22 protein-coding genes and 2 pseudogenes are annotated in these 20,379 nt (G+C 68.0%); 16 read left to right on the forward strand and 8 right to left on the reverse strand.

All coding sequences use genetic code 11. From position 1 onward, the window contains the following. Window position 1: 1 nt before the first annotated feature. The 3 genes from AVL59_RS30735 to AVL59_RS30740 all read right to left on the reverse strand — a co-directional run bounded on the left by AVL59_RS30735 (window position 2) and on the right by AVL59_RS30740 (window position 2,028). Complete coding sequence (locus AVL59_RS30735; RefSeq protein ID WP_067310943.1) at window positions 2–667, reverse strand: hypothetical protein; 666 nt, start codon at window positions 665–667, stop codon at window positions 2–4. Between the two features lie 383 nt (window positions 668–1,050). Continuing rightward, a complete protein-coding gene (locus AVL59_RS52705; protein WP_159400138.1) occupies window positions 1,051–1,224 on the reverse strand; it encodes a helix-turn-helix domain-containing protein in 174 nt (57 codons plus the stop codon). Window positions 1,225–1,401: 177 nt separating this feature from the next. After that, window positions 1,402–2,028 (reverse strand): RBBP9/YdeN family alpha/beta hydrolase, encoded by a 627-nt coding sequence (locus AVL59_RS30740; protein ID WP_159400139.1) that lies wholly within the window; start codon window positions 2,026–2,028, stop codon window positions 1,402–1,404. Between AVL59_RS30740 and AVL59_RS52710 the strand changes: the two genes are divergently transcribed. From AVL59_RS52710 to AVL59_RS56720, 3 genes and pseudogenes are all read left to right on the forward strand, one after another. Beyond that, window positions 2,027–2,371, forward strand: coding sequence for a TetR-like C-terminal domain-containing protein (locus AVL59_RS52710; protein ID WP_159400140.1), 345 nt, complete (start codon window positions 2,027–2,029; stop codon window positions 2,369–2,371). The genes AVL59_RS30740 and AVL59_RS52710 overlap by 2 nt on opposite strands. Further along, window positions 2,290–2,484 carry a TetR-like C-terminal domain-containing protein gene (locus AVL59_RS56715; RefSeq protein ID WP_079147089.1) on the forward strand — a complete coding sequence of 65 codons (195 nt, stop codon included), beginning with the start codon at window positions 2,290–2,292 and terminating at the stop codon, window positions 2,482–2,484. The genes AVL59_RS52710 and AVL59_RS56715 overlap by 82 nt, the downstream gene beginning before the upstream one ends. Before the next feature lie 269 nt (window positions 2,485–2,753). Then, a pseudogene (locus AVL59_RS56720) lies at window positions 2,754–3,296 on the forward strand (hypothetical protein); the annotation flags it as partial. A 69-nt stretch (window positions 3,297–3,365) separates the two neighbouring features. On the opposite strand, the pseudogene AVL59_RS55175 reads toward AVL59_RS56720, so the two are convergent. Continuing rightward, window positions 3,366–3,941: pseudogene (locus AVL59_RS55175) on the reverse strand (Imm21 family immunity protein); the annotation flags it as partial. A 504-nt stretch (window positions 3,942–4,445) separates the two neighbouring features. Beyond that, entirely contained in the window at window positions 4,446–4,934 is a 489-nt protein-coding gene (locus AVL59_RS30755) for a GNAT family N-acetyltransferase (protein WP_079147091.1), read from the reverse strand. On the opposite strand from AVL59_RS30755, the gene AVL59_RS52720 reads away from it, so the two are divergent. Further along, window positions 4,897–5,091 (forward strand): hypothetical protein, encoded by a 195-nt coding sequence (locus tag AVL59_RS52720; protein WP_162494766.1) that lies wholly within the window; start codon window positions 4,897–4,899, stop codon window positions 5,089–5,091. The genes AVL59_RS30755 and AVL59_RS52720 overlap by 38 nt on opposite strands. Before the next feature lie 41 nt (window positions 5,092–5,132). On the opposite strand, the gene AVL59_RS30765 is transcribed toward AVL59_RS52720, so the two are convergent. Further along, window positions 5,133–5,672, reverse strand: coding sequence for a TetR/AcrR family transcriptional regulator (locus AVL59_RS30765; protein WP_067310958.1), 540 nt, complete (start codon window positions 5,670–5,672; stop codon window positions 5,133–5,135). Window positions 5,673–5,890: 218 nt separating this feature from the next. On the opposite strand from AVL59_RS30765, the gene AVL59_RS30770 reads away from it, so the two are divergent. From AVL59_RS30770 to AVL59_RS30785, 4 genes are all read left to right on the forward strand, one after another. After that, window positions 5,891–7,258: a flavin monoamine oxidase family protein gene (locus AVL59_RS30770; protein ID WP_208870471.1), complete on the forward strand. Its 1,368-nt coding sequence runs from the start codon at window positions 5,891–5,893 to the stop codon at window positions 7,256–7,258. A gap of 451 nt (window positions 7,259–7,709) precedes the next feature. Further along, the gene (locus tag AVL59_RS30775) at window positions 7,710–8,465 is read left to right on the forward strand and encodes a nuclear transport factor 2 family protein (RefSeq protein WP_067310960.1); all 756 of its coding nucleotides are present in this window, start codon (window positions 7,710–7,712) and stop codon (window positions 8,463–8,465) included. Between the two features lie 665 nt (window positions 8,466–9,130). After that, a complete protein-coding gene (locus AVL59_RS30780) occupies window positions 9,131–9,559 on the forward strand; it encodes a PPOX class F420-dependent oxidoreductase (RefSeq protein WP_067310962.1) in 429 nt (142 codons plus the stop codon). A 698-nt stretch (window positions 9,560–10,257) separates the two neighbouring features. Then, the gene (locus AVL59_RS30785) at window positions 10,258–10,773 is read left to right on the forward strand and encodes a hypothetical protein (protein WP_067310965.1); all 516 of its coding nucleotides are present in this window, start codon (window positions 10,258–10,260) and stop codon (window positions 10,771–10,773) included. A gap of 356 nt (window positions 10,774–11,129) precedes the next feature. Here the strand turns inward: AVL59_RS30785 and AVL59_RS30790 are convergent, their stop codons facing one another. Then, a complete protein-coding gene (locus tag AVL59_RS30790; protein ID WP_067310967.1) occupies window positions 11,130–12,029 on the reverse strand; it encodes a helix-turn-helix transcriptional regulator in 900 nt (299 codons plus the stop codon). A gap of 86 nt (window positions 12,030–12,115) precedes the next feature. On the opposite strand from AVL59_RS30790, the gene AVL59_RS30795 reads away from it, so the two are divergent. The 5 genes from AVL59_RS30795 (at window position 12,116) to AVL59_RS30815 (ending at window position 17,500) form a co-directional block, all read left to right on the forward strand. Beyond that, a complete protein-coding gene (locus AVL59_RS30795; RefSeq protein ID WP_067317976.1) occupies window positions 12,116–12,712 on the forward strand; it encodes a non-oxidative hydroxyarylic acid decarboxylases subunit B in 597 nt (198 codons plus the stop codon). A 13-nt stretch (window positions 12,713–12,725) separates the two neighbouring features. Continuing rightward, window positions 12,726–14,150, forward strand: coding sequence for a non-oxidative hydroxyarylic acid decarboxylases subunit C (locus tag AVL59_RS30800; protein WP_067310969.1), 1,425 nt, complete (start codon window positions 12,726–12,728; stop codon window positions 14,148–14,150). A gap of 21 nt (window positions 14,151–14,171) precedes the next feature. Further along, window positions 14,172–14,411, forward strand: coding sequence for a non-oxidative hydroxyarylic acid decarboxylases subunit D (locus AVL59_RS30805; protein ID WP_067310971.1), 240 nt, complete (start codon window positions 14,172–14,174; stop codon window positions 14,409–14,411). 349 nt (window positions 14,412–14,760) lie between these two features. Further along, window positions 14,761–15,963, forward strand: coding sequence for an IS110 family RNA-guided transposase (locus AVL59_RS30810; protein ID WP_443732255.1), 1,203 nt, complete (start codon window positions 14,761–14,763; stop codon window positions 15,961–15,963). Between the two features lie 70 nt (window positions 15,964–16,033). After that, window positions 16,034–17,500 carry a benzaldehyde dehydrogenase gene (locus AVL59_RS30815; protein ID WP_067310973.1) on the forward strand — a complete coding sequence of 489 codons (1,467 nt, stop codon included), beginning with the start codon at window positions 16,034–16,036 and terminating at the stop codon, window positions 17,498–17,500. A gap of 390 nt (window positions 17,501–17,890) precedes the next feature. Here AVL59_RS30815 and AVL59_RS30820 read toward each other — a convergent pair whose 3' ends face one another. Next, a complete protein-coding gene (locus tag AVL59_RS30820) occupies window positions 17,891–18,313 on the reverse strand; it encodes a secondary thiamine-phosphate synthase enzyme YjbQ (protein WP_067310975.1) in 423 nt (140 codons plus the stop codon). 123 nt (window positions 18,314–18,436) lie between these two features. Between AVL59_RS30820 and AVL59_RS56725 the strand changes: the two genes are divergently transcribed. From AVL59_RS56725 to AVL59_RS30830, 3 genes are all read left to right on the forward strand, one after another. Beyond that, the gene (locus AVL59_RS56725) at window positions 18,437–18,520 is read left to right on the forward strand and encodes a putative leader peptide (protein WP_365178906.1); all 84 of its coding nucleotides are present in this window, start codon (window positions 18,437–18,439) and stop codon (window positions 18,518–18,520) included. Window positions 18,521–18,663: 143 nt separating this feature from the next. Further along, on the forward strand, window positions 18,664–19,566 hold the full coding sequence (locus AVL59_RS30825; protein ID WP_067310977.1) for an ABC transporter permease: 903 nt from the start codon (window positions 18,664–18,666) through the stop codon (window positions 19,564–19,566). After that, window positions 19,539–20,294, forward strand: coding sequence for an ABC transporter ATP-binding protein (locus tag AVL59_RS30830; protein ID WP_067310980.1), 756 nt, complete (start codon window positions 19,539–19,541; stop codon window positions 20,292–20,294). Before AVL59_RS30825 ends, AVL59_RS30830 begins: the two co-directional genes overlap by 28 nt. Window positions 20,295–20,379 lie beyond the last annotated feature (85 nt).

Below are 20,379 nucleotides of genomic sequence, written 5' to 3' on the forward strand. Positions count from 1 at the left end.
GTCAGTGCTGCAGAACGGGTGGGCCGGCGGGCGCACGTCGTGTGGCGCTGCGATAGGTGGAGATGCCCAGGGCGAGCATCCAGTAGCTGAGGATCGCGCCCATCAGGGCGGTGGTGCCCCAGCCGTTCGCCGCGTAGAAGTGTGCGGGCGTGTTGCCGAAGAACAGGGACGGTACGAAGACCAGGTTGACCCCTGCCAGGACGAAGGCAGAGCGGCCGGTCCAGCGCGGTAGCAGGTTCGTACGCGAGATTCCGTAACCCACGGCGGTCAGGAAGAGTGCGAGCATGAGTCGGCCGATCGCCCCGTAGAGAATGTAGGTGCCGCTGACTGTGATGGTCGGGTCGATCGGGTGCTCGGCGGCGATGACCGCGCCGGCTTCCAGCCCGCTGGAGACCAGGGTGATCGTCGCGTAGACCAGTCCGGTGGCGAAGGCCATCGTGCCGACCCATTCGTAAGCGGGGTCCGCCGCCTTGACCAGTTCACGGAAGGCCGTCACGAACACGATCAGGAACGCCAGCGCGAGGATTCCGACCAACAGCCTGGCCAGGACGTTCGTGTCGGGGGGCGAGCCGGAGTAGATGAAGTACAAGGGTACTTCGACCATGAAGGCCGCCGCAGTGGCGATGCCTGCAAGGCCTGTCAGGCGCCTGGCAATGGTTTCCTTCATGGGTGTCCCCCTGCGGTCCGTGTGGTGGTTTCCTCGCCGGTTCGTTGCCGACGATGTGAATCCTCCCGCTCTCGGAGCTTCTCGTCGCTGGGCCTGGACACCGGATGAGGGGTGGTCCCACCGACACCCCTGCCGGGAAAAAGATGTCTGCCGGTTCTGGAGGCGATCCGGGTGCCCCGGCCGGGTCGCGCTCGGCACCGCACCAGACCGGAGCGGCAACTTGTTCCATCTGGGCCTGAGTGCGGGCGACGGAGAGGACGACGGCGGCGTGGGAGGCGAGGTGCCGGCCGGCCGTTTCGCAGGCGGCCGTCGGTGGGCTGGACGGCGGCCGCCGCGCAGGAGATGCCGATCTGAGGGGCAGCCCGACCCAGCGGCCCTACACCTCAGATGCCGAACGGCAGGCAGCGTTCCCCGGCGGGCTCGGCCTTGGCGGCTTGCAAGGGACTGAAGGCGGGCGGGCGACCGGTACGCTTGCGGTCGACCAGGCCTGGCAGGCCCTGCTGGGCGAACCGGTCCCGCCAGGTCCGAGACACTCGGGCGGGCAGTGGGCCTGTCATTCACCATCCATCCCCCAGGATGGGGCCGCCCTCTGTCATGACTATGTGCGCCGCTGTGCTCGTGAAGCTGAGCGCCGCCGGGGTCTGAGCGGGCTGCACGTCATTGCCCGCGGTGTCGCGGCACTGTGCACGCGGTCTCGGTGAAGTGGGACAGCAGGCCGCCTGCCTGCGGCATGTTCAGGGAGGCAGGCAGACGGCCCCGGGCTCGCGTTCGTCGATACCGGGGCAGTTGGGCACGCTGTCGTTGACCAGCCGGATCGCTTCGGGCAGTTGCAGTCGGCTCGCCCCGGTGGTGGGGAAGTGGCCGCCTGTCGCGGTGACCGTGGCCGTGGCGCCCAACTCGGTGACGAACCGCATGATGTGCTCGCCGGTTGCCGCTCCGGTGACCGGGTCGTCCGCGGCGTGCAGGATCCGGAACGTCCTGGCGGCGCGGCGGATCCGCGGCCACTCGAAGTCCGGCTCGAAGAACCCCGCGAGTGCGTCGTAGCCGACCTCGCCGGCCATCGAAGCCACCAGGACCACACCCGCATAGGGGCCTTCGGCGTCCACGTCGTGCTTTTCCAGTAGCCGCAGCACATTGACCCCGCCGAGGCTGTGGCCCACCAGTACGGTGTCGGCGGCCGGGGACACAGCCGTCTCGGCGGTCAGCGCCTTGAGCCAGGCGTCCGCCTGAGGCGCCTGAGGCTCCGGCAGCTGTGGGACGCGCACCCGATGGCCGGCAGCGCCCAACTCGTCCCGCAGGTAGGGGTACCAGTGGTCCTGATTGGTCATGCCAAAGCCGTGCGACACGATGGTCGTGCTCATGTTCCGCCCCCGACACGCGAACGTCGCCAAAAGCACCGTGTACCGGTGGTGGAAGTCCAAAGGCGCCCTGGTCATGGACGCTTGCACGCACACGGTCGTCACACGCGTACCAGAACCAGACACCAGGACAGTCGCCGGCGACCCGACCTCGTTCATCTCCGACCTCTACCGCATCAGCGCATACCCGCTGCGAGGCAAGGCATTGCGCGGGCTGATGGCCGAAGCCCAATTGGACCCGGCCTTCGCCGAACACTTCCGCCAGTGGGTACAAAGCCGCCGCGCCGTGGTAACCAGAATGCTCTCATCGCCGCAATCGACCGCGACGAACTACCAGCCGACCTAGACCTCGAACACGCCACCGACCTGGTCTTCGGCCCCTTCTGGTACCGCCTCCTGGTCGGCCACGCCCCCCCCTCGACCCCGACCAAGCCAGCAGTCATGTCGCGCAGCTGCTGAACGGCCTGCGAGGCAGCTGCCCCCGCGGCAGCCGGCTCCGAGGCGTTGTGCCCAGAGCCGTCCGCATCAGCCAAGACCGATCAGGCAGGCTCTATGGGCTCCGGCCAGCACACCGGCCTGTTCGCCGAGATCCCGGAGAGTCGCTCCCATCCCTCGAACGCCTGACGATTCCGACTGCTGACCAACGCCTGCACAGGCTCTACCCGGCGTCGCCCCCCCGAACGACTTACGGAGTCGACCACTTCGCCTGAGGGAAGGCGGAGACATCGGTGAAGCCGGATCTCGACAGCTTGGCCACCGCACTGTACGCAAGATCCGGCGACCTGCTGAGGGAATCACCTCAGCCGGCACCGCGGCACCCGTCGGTGGGCATCACACCGAAGCTCAGCGACGCGAAGCTGATCACGTCGGCGGTGCTGCAGGCACTGCTGGGCTTCGCCCCTGGGCCGCGGTGGATCCACCGTGCACGGCCCGCCGATCGCGTTCGCCCTGCCCCGGGGCCAAGGCCGACGAGCGCGAAACGCTGTTGGGCATGTTCGAAGTCGAACCCGGTCTGTTCGTCGGCTGCTGCGGACAGACGCTGATCGGTGACAAGAATTACTTCGGCCGCGACTTCGAGCAACAACTGGCCGAGTGGAACCTCCGACTGCTCCGGCCGGGCCGTAAAAGCGAGGCGGAGCGGCCCCGGCACACCGATACTCAAACCATTGCGGCAGGTCATCGAGTCGATCAGCGAGACCTTCAAAGGCCGGCTCGATCTGGAGCGCCACCGCGGACGCACCCCTGGTGGCATGATCGCTCGCAGCCTGCAGTGCGTCCACCGCCTCGGTGTCGACGGCACGGACCCTCCAGCGGCCGGCGGGCAGCGGGACCGGTGCCTGATCGGGCATCCCACCGCCGGGATGCGCGACGCTCAATTCAGTGCCCGCCTCGCCGGAGTCCATGAGTACGGCCGGGCCGTCCGTCGTCCAAGTGCAGTACTCCTCCCACTCGGTGGCAGGGTCCGCAAGGACGGCCTCCGCCGTGGTCTTCAGCTCGGCCGCGGAGTCCACGGCGAGCCGGTGCAGGAAAGTCCGGTGCTCGGGCAAGTAGCAGCTGGTGGCCGGCTCGTCCGCCAGGACCAGGGCCTGTGTACCGCTGTCACCGACGGCAATCACGCCGACCGGATCGTCCACCGCACAGGCCCGATCGTAGTCGTCCGGAGCAGTCGCGTCTCCCGCGATCACCCCGGTCTCCGTGCACCCGCGCCATGCAGCCAGCGCGGAGACGGGGACGACGATCAAAGGGCCGCCCATCGACTCCACCCAGACAAGAGAGGCAGCGGACGCAGCGACTGAGGTGGACGAGGAAGCGTTCACGCCGTCAGTGTGCCCCAGCCCACTGCCCCCTGGACGCCCGGCAACCCGCCGTTTCGAGCACGCAAGGTACAGAGGTTCGGCGGCCACGCCCAGGACCATCTTGCTCAGCCCAGGAAGCTCAGTCGAACCTGACGGTTGGCATTGTCCTTGTTGGTGTCCGCCAACCTCCGCAAAGACAACTCAAGGTTAACCGGGTTCCGGACACACAACCAGCGCCGACGCCGCGGACGTCCCATCGCCGGCCGACCGCAGCGGCTGGAGCACCTGCAAGGTGCACAACAAGTCGAGCTGCTGTTGCCCGTCGCACTGGCAGCCCGGGTTCCTTGCCAGACACCCGATCAGAAGTCGGTGCGCTTCGTTACCACGATCGTTGTCTCCGCAAGCGCCGTTCCCACCGGCGACCTCCACGGGTCACCTATTGCCCGAGTAGGAGTGCGCGCCGGTCCCGGCCCAGGGCGCCGCCGTCGACGATGAGTACGCGTCGCGGATCTCTCAACCTGAGTCGCCCCCTGCCCGGCGAGAGCTCGGCGCCACAGGCAGGAGTGCGCCAGATCGTCTGCCCCTTGCAGGCGAAGCCGGTGCCCTGCGAACCGGCACACCGCGTCACTCCGAAGGAATGCGAAACTCGAATTCAGGACGGTCCCACGGCACGGCGGGCGGGTTCGCGAGCGCGGTCCCGGTCCGCACCGCACCGACGCGGTGGTAGAAGTCCTCGGCGGGAAGGTGCGACACGACCTTGACACGGTCGATGCCGGCGGCACGGGCCTCGGACTGCATGTGCGCGACGAGCAGCCGTCCAATACCACGTCCTTGCGCTTCGTCGGCGACGAACAGCAGGTCGAGCTCCGGTGGAACGAGGACGAGCGAGTAGAACCCGAGGACCCGGCCTCCGTGCTCGTCGGCGCCGACGGCCACGAAGGCGCGGTGGGCCTCGATGTAATCAGGACCGACCCGGTAGCCCGCCACTGCGGCTGCGTACTTACCCTCGTAGGCGCCTGAGCCACGCACGAGCCGCGTGAGCCGTTTGGCATCCCGCGCGACTGCCCTCCGTATCGTGATCGGCTGGCTGATCGGGGAAGTGCGTGAACTCATCGGGAGAGTATTTCGCACCGGGCAGTGCCTTCCCGCGGCGGGTTGGCTGCTCGGGCAGGCGTTCCTGCACCGCTCCCGGGAACCGCTTGCCCAGGCCCCGATCGGCCACGTCACTGCCGCCGAATCGGCCGCCGGGAGCACTGCCGAGCTCACGTGACCAGTCGGCCAGGGCCTGGGCCAGGCGATTCCGGACGGCAGTCAGGCAGACGCGCCGTGCAGCAGGATCGCGTTGATGAAGTCCGGGGCCTGACGGGCGCCCATGTGGCCTTCGAGTGTCAGCTCCCATGCGGTCTCGGCCAGGCCGCAGAACGTCGAGGCCAGCCAGGTGGCCGGCATGTCGCCCCGCAGCAGCCCCGATTTCTGGCCGCGTTCCATGAGCTTGACGGTCCGGATGAAGATCGCCTTGGCCCGCGTGCTGGCCTCGGGCAGACCCGAGACGTCGGGGTCGACGTAGACCAGGTTCCACAGTTGGGCAAAAGGCGTGTACGCGGCAACCAGCGCGGCCAGCACCTGCTCCATGGGCGCGGCGTCGCCCTCGGCCTGGGCCAGGACCCGGTCGCAGTCGTCCAGGATCTTCTCGGCCATCGCCTGCACCAGGAGCTTACGGGTGGGGAAATGGCGGACCAGGGTCGCCCGGCTGATGCCCGCGCGTGCAGCGATGACCTGCATGGACGCCGCCCGGTCCTTGGCGAGGACCGGGATTGCCGAGTCCAGCACCTCTGCCGCGTCGGTACGCATCGTCGAACCAATCCCCAATGCCTCTATTGACACACTGATGTTTCAATTGCATGCTCTGCAGTATCAGCCTCATTGTACTGAGGCGGTCCCCGGCCGGATCGGGGACCTCACTGGAGCCTGCGCGGCTTCTTCGCCAACGGGCAGACCGCCGAACGCAACGGAGCGTTCATCGGCATTCCTGCAAGAGCCCGTGTCAGATCGCAGATCGGTTGTCATTCATGACGATGCACCGCCGGCGTTTCCTGCAGGGTGCAAGCCTGGGCCTGCCCGGCCTCGCCGCTCTCACCTCCCTGACCGCCTGCAAAGCCAGCGCGACCGGTACAACCAGCAGTGAAGGGGTGATCGTCATCGGTGCCGGGATCAGCGGTCTTGCCGCAGCCCGCCACCTGGCCGGCCAGGGGGAGGACGTGGTGGTCCTCGAAGCGCGCGACCGAATCGGCGGCCGCATCTGGACCAGCGAGAAGTGGGCCGGTGTGCCGCTCGACCTCGGGGCCTCATGGATCCACGGCATCAACGACAATCCCATCGCCGCACTGGCCGAGAAGGCCAAAGCGCGGACGGTCGTGACCAACCCCGACAGCTCCACCGACTACCTCGCCGACGGTGCCCGGGCGAAGGCGATCGCGGGCTGGCAGAGCAAAATGGGGGACGCTCTGGCCTCGTACCAGGACGACGCGGACAAGGACGCGTCGGTGCGCGGCGTGGTGGAGCGTGCGCTGGGCTGGTCCTCACTGTCGGAGGACGACAAGGCCCTGATCTCGTTCGGGCTGAACGACTACGAGCACGAGTACTCGGGCAGCGTGGACCAGATGTCGGCCCTGTACTTCGACAGCGGCGCGGACATCAAGGGCAAGGACGTGCTGTTCCCGCGCGGCTACCACCAGATCACCGATCTGCTCGCCTCCGGGCTGTCCATCCGGACCGGGCAGGTCGTCAAGCACATCGACTGGAACTCCAGCGACGTGACAGTCGGCACCGACACGGACACGTTCCACGCCGGGCATGTGGTGGTGACGCTGCCGCTGGGCGTACTGCAGAGCGGCGCGGTCACGTTCGGCCCCGGCCTGCCCGCGTCCAAGCGCACCGCGATCGACAAGCTCGGCATGGGCGTGCTCAACAAGTGCTACCTGCGCTTTCCCGAGGTGTTCTGGCCGGACACCGACTGGATGACTTACGTGCCGAATGTGGACGAGTACGGCCAGTGGGAACAGTGGATCAACATCACCCGTCCCACCGGCCAGCCCGTGCTGCTCGGCTTCAACGCCGCCGACTTCGGCCGCACGATCGAAGGCTGGAGCGACACCCGGATCGTCGACAGCGCCATGGGGACGCTGAAAGCCATCTTCGGCAGTGGCATCCCCGCGCCTCTGGGCTACCAGATCACCCGCTGGGCGTCCGACCCGTACGCGCGAGGCTCGTACTCGTACAACAAGATCGGCTCCACACCTGCCATGCGTGACCATCTCGCGGCCAGCGTGGACGACCGTGTGCACTTCGCCGGCGAGGCGACGCACCGCGCCTCCTACCAAACCGTCCACGGCGCCTACCTGTCGGGAATCCGCGCCGCGAAGGAAATCGCTGATTGAAACAGCGGACTGAAACAGCTGGCAGTTACGTGAAATCACTCGCGAGGCGGGCGGTTTCATACGGGACCCATGGGCTTTAGGGATCAGCGGCACCAGATGATCGAGACAAGGATGAAGTGACCGATACTCCGTCGGCACGATCAGGCGGTGGCATGGCTGCAGGCGTGAGAGGACTCGGGGCGGGCGCCGACGACGATTGACGCCTACGCCCGGGGGCTGGCCGAGTACCTGGGGTTCGGTGGCGGCGGGCAGCAGCGTGGGCTGGTGCGGAAACTGATGAAGCTTCTCTGGATCCCCAGCGACGAGCAGTGGCGGCGCGTCCCGACTGCTGTCCACTTTCGCCCATAGCGGGTCAGGGTTTCACCTCGTGTGCCGTGTCAAGTCCGACAACTCTGGAGATGCGCGGTCGGCGGACACAGGGTCTGCCGGCCCGGCAGAATGGATGTGTGTCATGAACAACAAGGATCTGGTTCTCAAGGCCGTAGGTGAGCTGTTCGGCGACAAGGACCCCTCCGCGGTGGACCGCTGGGTCTCGCCGACGTACAAGCAGCACAGCACGCTGGCCGCCGACGGCCCCGAGGCTCTGCGCGAACTGATCTCCTCGCTGCCCGCGGACTTCCGCTACGAGGGCGCCCGGGTCATCGCCGACGGAGACGTGGTTGCGCTGCACGGGGTCTACCACGGCTTCGGCCCCGAGCCACTGGTCGCCTTCGACATCTACCGCGTGGAGAACGGCAAGCTCGCCGAGCACTGGGACGCCCTGGTGCCGGTGGTCAGGGACACCGTCAGCGGCCGCTCCCAGACCGACGGCCCTACCCGGGTCGGCGACCTGGGCAGCACCGAGGCGAACCGCAAGCTGGTCGCGGAGTACGCGGAGAAGATCCTCAAGGGCGCCGAATACTCGCTGGTGACCGACTACACCTCCACCGAGACCTACCTCCAGCACAACCCGGAGGCCGGTGACGGTCTGGACGGCTTCGGAGTGGCCGCCGCCAAGTGGGCCGAGCAGGGCAAGAACGTCGTCTACAAGACGATCCACAAGGTCATCGCAGAGGGTGACTTCGCTCTGGTGCAGGCCGAGGGTGAGTTCGGCGTGCCGGTCGTCTACTACGACCTGTTCCGCCTCGCCGACGGGAAGATCGTCGAGCACTGGGATGCCATCCAGGAGGTCCCCGCTGAACTGCCCCACAGCAACGGCCTGTTCTAAGAGAATTAGCTTCGGAGCCGGCGGAGGCAGGTCACGCGGCAGGCCAGTTCCAGCAGGCCGTGGACGTCCGCTCACGGACGCGGAGTCGGCGGAATCGGCCATGCAGACGGGGGCTCCATGACCCAGCGGTTGCCGCCAAGCCGGGATCCGTAGGCGACACCCCGGTGTGCGTTCTTCGAGTGTTGCACCGCTCGTAGGGAGAGAGGCGTCGGCACTTGTCGCAGTCACCGCCGCTGCCTTGGGACGCGCCCGGTCGACCGGGGACGGACCGAGACGGTCAACCCTTTGAGGACCCTGCTGTGCGAGCCGTCCATCGCGGGATGAGTGAGGAACGCGATCGGCGCGGCTCGGCCGGCGGAACCAAACGGTGGGCATTGCTTGTTGGGCTGCCTACGAGCTGATCGGGTGCTGGGTGGCGCGACAATGTGTGCGCGCACCGGGTGCCGTGCTCGATGAAATCCACGGTGCAACCAGCGGCCTGAACCACGAGTCGTCGGGTCAGGCGCATCGCCACAGCCTCAGCCGGTCCTCCGGATCAGCGAACAGTCACCTGCCGGGCAGGCAGAACGTGAGGCGAAGCCGGCAGGCCCGGGCAGGTGACAAAGCCTTCCGACACCCACACGCCATACCACAACCGACCCCTCTCGTGAGGAAACCCAGGACTCATGGCCGCACCCATGACCGATGCCGAATGGCGCTCCTTCGTCAGCGAAGGCACCCGGACCGCGAAAATCGCCACCACCCGGGCCGACGGGCGCCCACACGTGGCCCCCGTCTGGTTCCTGTTGGACGGCGACGACCTCGTGTTCAACACCGGCAAGAACACTGTCAAGGGCCGCACCCTGATCCGCGACGGGCGCCTCGCCCTGTGTGTTGACGATGATCAGCCGCCGTTCTCCTTCGTCGTCATCGACGGCCGGGCGCAGGTGAGCGAGGATTTGCCGCAGGTGCGCGCTTGGGCGACCCGGATCGCTGCCCGCTACGTGGGGGAGGACCGTGCAGCAGAGTACGCCGTCCGCAACAGCGTGCCCGGGATTCTCCTGGTGCGGGTGTCGATCGACAAGGTCCTGGCCGTCAGCGGCGTAGCCGACTGACGCGAGAGGGCGCGCTTTGGTCCACGGCTCCGGGTACGAACGGACCACGGGGCCCGGCTGCTCCGGCCGCACCACTCGACGCCGCGTCGATCAGCGAGGCGAAGGCCATAGCCGAGCGGTCCAAGCCTTGGTCCGGGAGGCATACGACCGCATGACCGGTCCAGGGCCCACGGAGATTTCGTTGGACGGCTGCCAAAGCGCCGTGCGCGCGGGCAGGACGCTCGCCGGTCGACCTCGGCGACCAGGGCCTAGCGCTGCTTGCCTCACAAACGGCCGGCACACGCCGCTGGGCATGGTCTCGGTCGGCCAAGCAGCACGACTCCCGGTTGCTCGGTCCTGCCTTCCACGTCGTGCAGGCATCAGCCAGGTGCCCTGCCCGAGCAGGTGAACGCCAACCTCGATCGCGGCCACGACAGCGACGTGGCCCGTCTCTTGCCGACGGAGGCGGGCTTCACTGGTGAGACCGTCCGACAGGGCGTGCCCGCCCGCAGGGTGTCGGAATCGGTGGGTGAGGAGCGCACCCAGCCTCCTGGATGAACGGCTTCGGCAAGCTACGTCGCTGCATCGAGAAGGGCGCTGTGCCCTCGGCTTCTCTCTCCATCTCACCGCCGCCCTCGTCACGCTCCGCATGCCGATATGAGCACCTTCCGCTCAGGCAAGTACTTCCACTCGCCCCCACGACTACCGAGAGATGGCCCGTGCCCCTTGAACCCGACGCCGAGCAGGCGGCCCGCGCCCTGGAGGAAGTCCAGCGTCGCCGCGACCAGGCGATAGACGCGCAACGTCAACCCCGATGGTTCTCGATGGCCTGGGGCTTCTACCTATTCCTGGTCCTCTCCTCACCCGACCTTCTGCCCTTGCTCCACCTGGAACGGTGGTGGATGTGGTGGGACGGGATTCTCGGCATCTTGACGGTTGTGTTCCTCGCGGGCCAATTCACGCGGCAGGGGCGCGGCCTGCTCGGTCTTCCCCCCGAGCTGCTGCCGCAGGGGATCATCCCGACGGGGTCGACGGAGCGGCGCTCTCCCTGGACCGGACTCCTCGTCGTGGTGAGCGTGGTGGGTGCGGTCTCCGTGGGAAGTGTCGCGATCTTGTCCTACGTCCCCGGCTGGCACTTGCTGCTGGGAATCGCCGTGGGACTGGCGGCGATGTTCCCGTCCAAGGGGCGGTTCGAGCGACTCAAGCAGCTCAGCCAGGACGGCGGACGCCGGTGACCTCTCCTGAACTCGACCAGTTGTTGCTGGATCCCACACGCCTGTCGATCACGGCGTTGCTGGCGGCATGCGGAAGCGGATCAGGGCGGGGGCTTGCGCATGCCCACTACCGCCCTTGCAGAGGGTCGCTGCGCTGCGGGCCGGTAGTCGCACAGAGCAGATTCCGCTCATCGGTCAGGTGCACGAGATCCGGCCGCGGGGTCACTCGCGTCGGAGTCAACCATCGCGGGACGGTCCGCGTGCGCTGACCGGTCTGCCCGTAAGTCCAGGTCACGGTCTTCGTCTCGACCGGGGCAGATATGACCTCCCGGCCCTCCGGCAGGGTGCGGGGATGAGTCAGAACGCGTCGAGAGCATCTACTCGTCGGACGCCGGGGCGGAGAGCATCCCTGGTGCTCTTCCTCGGGCGACCTCGCGGAAGCTCAGTGGTGTCCCCCCGTCGCGTTTCCGGAAGAACTTCGTGAAGTCGCTGGGGTCGGGGAAGCCCAGCCGGCGGGATATCTCCGCGGAGGTGGCGTCGGTGTGGACCAGGAGCCGTCTGGCTTCCAGGAGGATGCGGGCGTCGAGGTACTGCTTGGCGGTCGAACCGGTCGCAGCCTGTGCGGCGCGGGACAGGGTGCGGACGCTGTAGCCGAGTGCGGCGGCGAAGTCATTGACGTGGTGGGAGCTTGCGAAGTCGCGTTCCACGGCGACACGGAAGCTGCGGAAGACCTCGCTGTCCGACCCGAGCGATGCGGGGGCCGGGCAGGCGTGGGCGAGACGCAGCAGGAGGACGCTGAGGAGGTGGCGCAGCGTGTCGATGTGGGCGTCGAGGGGAATCGAGGCCAGGTCACCGTACTCGTGGACGAGGTGGCGCAGTGCGAGGCCGGCGGATCGGGCGTGCCGTCCGGTGAGGAGCATGGGCGAGTCGTTGTGGAGGGGCTCGGCGGCGACGAAGCCGGGTTGCCAGATGACGATGGTGCCCCGCGCCGCGGCGTGATCACGGGGGACGTACTGGTGGACCTGGCCGGCTCGGACCCAGAGCCAGGAGCCCGAGTCCAGTGTGTAGTCCCGAAAGTCCACGGTGTGGCGCACCGGGCCCTGCCTGACGTGGATCAGATGGTGAAAGGCCGGCCGGAGCGGCGCCGACAGGTCCAGTCCCCTCCGGTTCACGCGTTTGGACAGTTCGGCGAAGTCGAGGACGTCCATCCCGATGGGCGCGCTCAGCGAGGGCCGGTATGACACGTCGGCGACGGAGAGCTGTCGGTTTTTTCCCATGACTGGTCTCCAGGCTACCCGCCCGCGCCGTCGAACGGCCCATAGCGTCGAAAGCGAGGGAGCGCGGAAGCAAGGAGTTGATCGACGTGCGACTCATCGTGGGGATGACCGGAGCCACTGGTGCCGTACTCGGGCTTCGGCTGTTGCAGCAGCTGGCCGAGTATCCCGAGGTGGAGACCCATCTGGTGCTCAGCCGTTGGGCGCGGACCACCATCGAGCTGGAGACCGGCCGCAGCGTCCGCGAGGTCGCGGATCTCGCCGATGTCGTACACAACCCCGAGGACCAAGGCGCCACCATCGCGTCGGGCTCGTTCCGGACCGACGGCATGGTGATCGTGCCGTGCTCCATGAAGACGCTGGCCGGCATCCGCGCGGGCTACGCCGACGGTCTCGTCGGCCGCGCCGCGGACGTGGTGCTGAAAGAGCGGCGCCCATTGGTGCTCGTACCGCGCGAGACGCCGCTCAGTGAGATTCATCTGGAGAACATGCTCGACCTGGCCCGCAAGGGGGTGCGGATCGTGCCGCCCATGCCCGCTTTTTACAACCATCCCGCCTCGGTCGACGACATCGTCGAGCACATCACCACCCGCATCCTCGACCAGTTCGCGCTGCCCACCCCCACCGCCAGGCGCTGGGAGGGCATGCGTGCCGCACGGACCGCCCCCGTCCACCCCGTCGCTTGAGAAAGAGCCGCACATGGCATACGACGACCTGCGCAGCTTCCTGGAAACGCTGGAGAAGGAGGGCCAGTTGCTGAAGATCAGCGAGGAGATCCCGGCCGAACCCGACCTTGCCGCCGCGGCCAATGCGGCCGGCCGGATCGGCGAGGGAGCCCCCGCCCTGTACTTCGACAACGTGACCGGGTTTCACGACGCCCGGATCGTCATGAACGTCCACGGGTCCTGGCGCAACCACGCCCTCGCACTCGGACTGCCTCCAGGCACCCCGGTCAAGGGCCAGGTCGAAGAGTTCGCGCGCCGCTGGGACGCCTTCCCCATCGCGCCCGAGCGTCGCGAGGACGCGCCCTGGCGTGAGAACACCGTGGCGGGCGCGGACGTCGACCTGTTCCAGATCCTCCCGCTGTTCCGTCTGAACGACGGTGACGGCGGCTTCTACCTGGACAAGTCCGCCGTCGTCTCCCGCGACCCGCAGGACCCGGATCACTTCGGCAAGCAGAACGTCGGCATCTACCGGATCGAGGTCATCGGCCGCAACCGGCTCGCCATCCAGCCGGTTCCGATGCACGACGTGGCCCTGCATCTGCGCAAGGCCGAGGGCCTTGGCGAGGACCTGCCCATCGCGATCACCCTGGGAAACGACCCGGTGATGACCATGGTGGCCGGCATGCCGATGGGCTACGACCAGTCCGAATACGAGATGGCCGGTGCCCTGCGGGGCGCTCCCGCACCCATCGCCACGGCACCGCTGACCGGATTCGACGTCCCGTGGGGCTCCGAGGTGGTCATCGAAGGGGTGATCGAGAGCCGCAAGCGCCAGATCGAGGGCCCCTTCGGCGAGTTCACCGGCCATTACTCCGGCGGCCGACGGATGCCGGTGATCCGCATCGACCGCGTCTCCTACCGCACGGATCCGATCTTCGAATCGCTCTACCTGGGCATGCCGTGGACGGAGGTGGACTACCTGGTCGGAGCGAACACCTGCGTCCCGTTGCTGAAGCAGTTGCGCGCCGAATTCCCCGAAGTGCAGGCGGTCAACGCGATGTACACGCACGGCCTGTCCGTGATCATCTCCACGAAGAAGCGCTACGGCGGCTTCGCCAAGGCGGTCGGCATGCGCGCGATGACCACCCCTCACGGCCTCGGCTATGTGAGCCAGGTGATCCTCGTCGACGAGGACGTCGACCCCTTCAACCTGCCGCAGGTGATGTGGGCGATGTCGTGCAAGGTCAATCCCGCGGACGATGTGGTCGTCATCCCGAACCTGTCCGTCATGGAACTGGCACCGGCCGCCTCCCCGGTCGGCATCACCAGCAAGATGATCATCGATGCCACGACGCCCGTCTCGCCGGACGACCGCGGCAACTTCAGTACGCCGGTACGCGATCTGCCGGAGACCAAGGAGTGGACCGAGCGCCTCCGGTCTCTGATCGCCGCCCGCTGAGAACAGCCGAGGAACCCACTGATGGAATCCCCCCTGATCTGCCCCCGTTGTGCACACGACATCATCGAGACCATCACCACCTCCCCGGTCCCCGGTGCGTGGGACGTGCTCCAGTGCGGCCGCTGTCTCTACATGTGGCGCACCACCGAACCCGCCCGCCGAACCCGGCGCGACGCCTACCCCGTTGAGTTCCGGTTGACCCCGGCGGACATCGACAACTCCCCGGAGGTGCCCGCCATCCCGCCTCTGCAAGCCCACTGAGCCGGCCGCTCACGCCAACGACCACGCCCCGCGGCCCACGCCACCAGGCACGCGGAAGACGTTCGTCACGACGCCACACCGACCGGACCCGAGGCCGCGGCGACGCCCCCCCCATTACCGTCTTCGTGGCCCCGCAACGGGGTTACCGGCCTTCGGAGTTGGCATGACTGCCTCCCCTTGTCGAGTGCATGGCCTGGGGGGTGGTGTCACCAGCTCCGGAGGCACTGACAGACCGCTGATTAGGGGCATGACCACCGGCCTTTCCCCAGGTCGGGAGGCTCTTCGTAATGTGGATGTGGCGATCAGTGCCGTGGCAGGGCCGGACGAGTACGACCGGAGGACACTGCACGTGATCGACACCCGCGACATCGACGTCTACCTCGGCCTGGACGTGGGCAAGGGCGAACACCACGCCACCGCCGTCACCCCGGCCGGCAAGAAAGCCTTCGACAAGCGGCTGCCCAACAGCGAGCCCAAACTCCGTGAGGTCTTCGCGAAACTGCAGGCCAAGCACGGCACCGTCCTCGTGGTCGTCGACCAGCCGGCCACGATCGGGGCCCTGCCGCTGGCCGTCGCCCGCGACATGGGCTGCCAGGTCGCCTATCTGCCCGGCCTCACGATGCGGCGGATAGCCGACCTCTACCCCGGCGAGGCCAAGACCGACGCCCGCGACGCATTCATCATCGCGGACGCAGCCCGCGCCATGCCGCACACCTTGCGCTCGCTCGACCTGGACGACGCCACCGTCGCCGAGCTGGAGATGATCGTCGGCTTCGACGACGACCTCGCCGCCGAAGCCACCCGACTGTCCAACCGGCTCCGCGGCCTGTTCACCCAGGTCCACCCTCACCTCGAACGCGTCCTGGGCCCGCGCATGCAGCACCCCGCCGTGCTGAAACTGCTCAGCCAGTTCGGCTCCCCAGCCCAGATCCGCAAGGCCGGACGCCGAAGGCTGATCACCCTGATCCGCCCCAAGGCTCCCAGGATGACGGAACGGCTGATCGACGAGGTCTTCACCGCACTCGACGAACAGACGGTCATCGTCCCGGGCACGGACGCAGCCGCGCTGATCGTCCCCAGCCTGGCCGACTCGCTCCAAGCAGTCCTCGACCAGCGCAAACTCCTCGCTCACCGGATCGAGGAACTCCTGGAGGCCCACCCTCTTTCCCAGGTCCTGATGTCCATGCCCGGCATCGGCATCAGGACCGGAGCCCGCATCCTCATCGACGTCGGCGACGGCACCAACTTCCCGTCCGCCGCCCACTTGGCCGCCTACGCCGGCCTCGCCCCGGCAACGAGAAGCTCGGGCTCCTCGATCCGCGGCGAACAGCCCTCCCGCCGGGGAAACAAGCAGCTCAAGCGGGCTTTCTTCCTCTCCGCCTTCGCTGCCCTGGCCGACCCGACCTCCCGCACCTACTACGACAAGAAGATCGCCCAGGGAAAGCACCACACCCAAGCCCTCCTCTGCCTCGCCAGACGTCGGGCCGACGTGCTCTTCGCCATGCTCCGCGACGGCACCTTCTACCAACCCCCAACCCCGATCACCCCTTGACCAAAGTCATAGGGGCACCCCCCCCGGGGGGCCGACAGCCGACCTGCCCGCAACAGAACAGGAACCAACGTTGAACTCCACCATCCTTGATGACGCGCCATGGCAGGGCCGACTCTTCACCGGTTCATGGTGTGACGCCCACGGCGGAGTGAACACGGTCCTCGAACCCGCGACCGGAGCCCCCCTCGCCACCGTGGGCGCCGCCGGCATCGAGGACCTGACCCACTCGGTCGAGCAGGCGCGCGATGCCCAACGCTCATGGGCAGCGGCCCCGTACAGCGTACGCGCCGCGGTACTGCGCCGCGCGGGCGAACTGTGGCAGCAACACAGCCAGGAGACCGCACGCTGGCTGATCCGCGAAGCCGGCGCCACTCGCGCCAAAGCAGCGTACGAGGTCCAGGGCGCAGCAGCCGAGTGCTTCGAGGCGTCCAGCCTGCCCTCACTTCCGCTCGGTGAAGTGATCCCCAGCGAACGTGCCTGGATGAGCATGACCCGCAGGGTCCCGGTAGGCGTGGTCGCCGTGATCGCTCCGTTCAACGCTCCCCTGAAGCTCGCCATCCGCTCGGTGGCACCGGCCCTTGCCCTCGGCAACGCCGTCGTCCTCAAACCGGATCCGCGCACCGCCGTATCGGGCGGTGTGACGATCGCCCGCATCTTCGAGGAAGCGGGGCTGCCAGCAGGAGTCCTGCACGTGCTGCCCGGCGGAGGGGACATCGGCTCGGCGCTGGTGGACCACCCGGCTGTGCGCGCCGTTTCCTTCACCGGATCCACCGCCGCGGGCCGCGCGGTCGGGCAGATCGCCGCGCGTCGCTTCATCCATACCCACCTCGAACTGGGCGGCAACAACGCGCTGATCGTCTTGGAGGATGCCGATCTCGACCGAGCTGTCGGTGCGGCGATGCAGGGCACGTTCTTCCATCAAGGGCAGGTCTGCATGGCCAGCGGTCGGCACCTGGTGCACGAGTCGATCTACGAGGAGTTCGTACAGCTGCTCGCCGAACGCACCGCGCAACTGACCGTTGGTGACCCAACCGTTGAAGACGTCGCGCTGGGGCCGATCATCGACGAGCGGCAGCGCGACAAGATCCACGCACTCGTCACCAGCAGCGTCAACGCCGGCGCCACGCTCAAGACCGGCGGCAGCTTCGAGGGCCTCTTCTACCGGCCGGCCGTGCTGGCGGACAGCGGCCCGGGAATCCCCGCATACGACAGCGAAGTCTTCGGCCCAGTGGCCGCAGTCGCCCGCTTCAGCACTCTCGATGAGGCCGCCCACCTGGCCGCAGCCAGCGAGTACGGACTCTCCCTGGGCATCCTCACCTCCGACGTCGCCGCCGGACTGGCGCTGGCCGAACGCATCCCGACGGGAACGGCTCACATCAACGACCAGACGATCAACGACGAGGCCAACGCACCGTTCGGCGGCATGTTCGATTCGGGAACCGCGACGCGCTTCGGCGGCGCCCAGGCCAACATCGAGGCTTACACCGAAACTCGATGGATGACCGTCCGTCAGGAAATTCCTGGCTATGCGATGTAGCAACCAGGAGGAGCCGAGAGCCTCAACCCTGGGCCAGCCGGACAATGCTCCTGGGCAACGGCCTGTCTGCCGCATCCATCGCGGGTCGACTGGCACACCTGACTCCTGGAACCACGCGGCACGCCCACCCGCCCTCTGCGTAAGCACACCGCGCGCCAGGTCGATTGACCAAGATCCGCACCAATCCCGGACCATTATGCAACCCGACGGTCCAAGACGGTCGTTTCCGCAGGCCAATGCAGCGGCCTGCTCGTACCACCAGCAGACGAAGAACCTGGCGTTCCGCCAATGCTGCCAAGCATGGCCGCTTGGCACCACGAGATTGTCGGCCACTCTGCCTCATCGGCTCAGTCATCAAACCGCCTGACAAGGTTGCTGCTCGCACGGCGGTCACCCCAGGAAGCTCAACCGCACCCGACGGTCTGTGTTATTCGTGTTCGTGTCCACGAGACACACCGATTGCCAGGTGCCCAGCTCCAGTCGTCCGCCGATGACCGGAAGGGTCGCGTGCGGTGGGACGATCGCCGGGAGGACGTGGTCGCGGCCGTGACCCGGGCTGCCGTGCCGGTGCTGCCAGCGGTCGTCGGCCGGGAGCAGGCCGTGCAGGGTGGCCAGGAGGTCGTCGTCGCTGCCGGAGCCCGTCTCGATGACGGCGACACCGGCGGTCGCGTGGGGCACGAAGACGTTCAGCAGTCCGTCGCGGCCGGCCGCCGCCTCGCGCAGGAAGTCCTCGCAGTCGGAGGTCAGGTCGACGACCCGCTCCCGGGAACCGGTGGCGACGTTCAGCATCCGAGTGGTGAAGGCATCTGGCATGGCCCCCATCCTGGCTCATGCGCCGGGATTCATCTGTCGTGACGCGACCGTTTCACGAGACGAGGGGTCCACAGGGCGAGACACCGTTGACCTCGGCGCGCCCACCTGGCTACTTTCTGCCGCATGTTGCGTTCAGCCCTGCTCACCACGCGCGGTCACATCGACCTGCTGCGGGTGGCCTCCGCCGCGTGTCACCGCGGCCGCTGACGCCTCCTTCGCATCCTCTCTTCAGCACGGTCTGCCGCCGTACCCGCACGTCATCTGTGATCCGCCCCTGAGGCGGGCGTGACGCGGCGGCATCGAGCCGTACCCCTTCACCCCCGCTCTCCTTCCTTCGCCGTGGAGCATCCATGAGCATCAGCCATGCCCCACCCAACTCCCTCGAACCCGATATGTGCGGTATATCGAAGTCCGCCGACGCCGGATCGGACGATGCCGGGCACGCGGCACCGGACCTCCAGCGCCTCGTCCCCGCCTCCTCCCGCCGCACCCGCGTCCCGCGCTGGCTGCGGCGCACCGCCGGCCCGCTCCTGCTGCTCGTCCTCTGGCAACTGCTCAATACCACAGGAGCGTTGGCCTCGGACGTGCTCGCCCCGCCGGGCCGGATCGCCCAGGTCGGCTGGGATCTGGTCGCCGACGGTTCGCTCCCCTCGGCCATGGGCACCTCGCTCCGGCGTGTGGCAGCCGGGCTGCTGTTCGGCACCGCGACCGGCACCGGACTCGCCCTGGTCTCCGGTCTGTTCCGGGTCGGCGAGGATCTGGTGGACGCGCCGGTGCAGATGCTGCGGACGGTGCCGTTCGTCGGTCTCATCCCTCTGTTCATCATCTGGTTCGGCATCGGCGAGGCCCCGAAGATCGCGATCATCACGCTCGGCGTGACGTTCCCTCTGTATCTCAACGTGTACGCCGGCATCCGCAGCGTCGATTCCCAACTCATGGAGACCGGTGAGTCGTTGGGGCTGTCCCGGTGGGGGCTGGTGCGCCACGTGGTGCTCCCGGGCGCGCTGCCCGGAGCACTCACCGGGCTGCGCTACTCGCTCGGCATCGCCTGGCTCGCGCTGGTCTTCGCCGAGCAGGTCAACGCCGACGCCGGCATCGGCTTCCTGATGGTGCAGGCGCGTGACTTCCTGCGGACCGATGTGATCGTGGTCTGCCTGATCGTCTACGCCTTCCTCGGCCTGCTCGCCGACTTCATCGTCCGCTCCCTCGAAAGGCTGCTGCTCCAATGGCGACCGACGTTCACCGGCCGGTGAGCCCCGCGGCCACCCGTGCCGCCAAGGCCGTGCATGTCGAGGGGCTGACCCGGTCCTTCGACGGCCGTGCCGTCATCGACGACCTCCGACTCGGCATCGAGCCCGGCGAGTTCGTCGCCCTGCTCGGGGCCAGCGGCTGCGGCAAGTCGACACTGCTGCGCGTCCTCGCCGGTCTGGACCGGGACATCGAGGGCACGGTCCTCGTCCCCCGGCGCCGGGCCGTCGCCTTCCAGGCGCCCCGGCTGATGCCGTGGAAGAAGGTGTGGCGCAATGTGCTGCTCGGCCTGCCCGGACGTCCCGAACGCGCCGTCGCCGAGCGGGCGTTGGACGAGGTCGGACTCGGCCACCGTGGCAACACCTGGCCGAGGACGCTCTCCGGCGGCGAGGCGCAGCGGGCCTCCCTGGCCCGTGCGCTGGTGCGCGAGCCCGATCTGCTGCTGCTCGACGAGCCGTTCGGCGCGCTCGACGCGCTCACCCGGATCAAGGCGCAGCGTCTGGTCGGCGAGTTGTGGCAGCGCCGTGGCTGTGCCGTGCTGCTGGTCACGCACGACGTCGAGGAGGCGGTGCTGCTCGCCGACCGCGTCCTGGTGATGGACGGCGGCCGCATCGCCCACGAGCAGCGCATCGATCTGGACCGGCCGCGCGAGATCACCGACCCCGGGTTCGCCGGCCTGCGCGCCGCGCTGCTGGAACGACTCGGTGTCCGCACGGGCCCCGAAGCCTCCTGAACACCACGCTCTCCCCCGGGCTCTCCCGAACGAATTCCCCCAGCCGAACTCCCCCAACCGATTTCCCCCGGACCACGAACGGAAC

This window comes from Streptomyces griseochromogenes, from assembly GCF_001542625.1.
Lineage (GTDB): Bacteria > Actinomycetota > Actinomycetes > Streptomycetales > Streptomycetaceae > Streptomyces > Streptomyces griseochromogenes.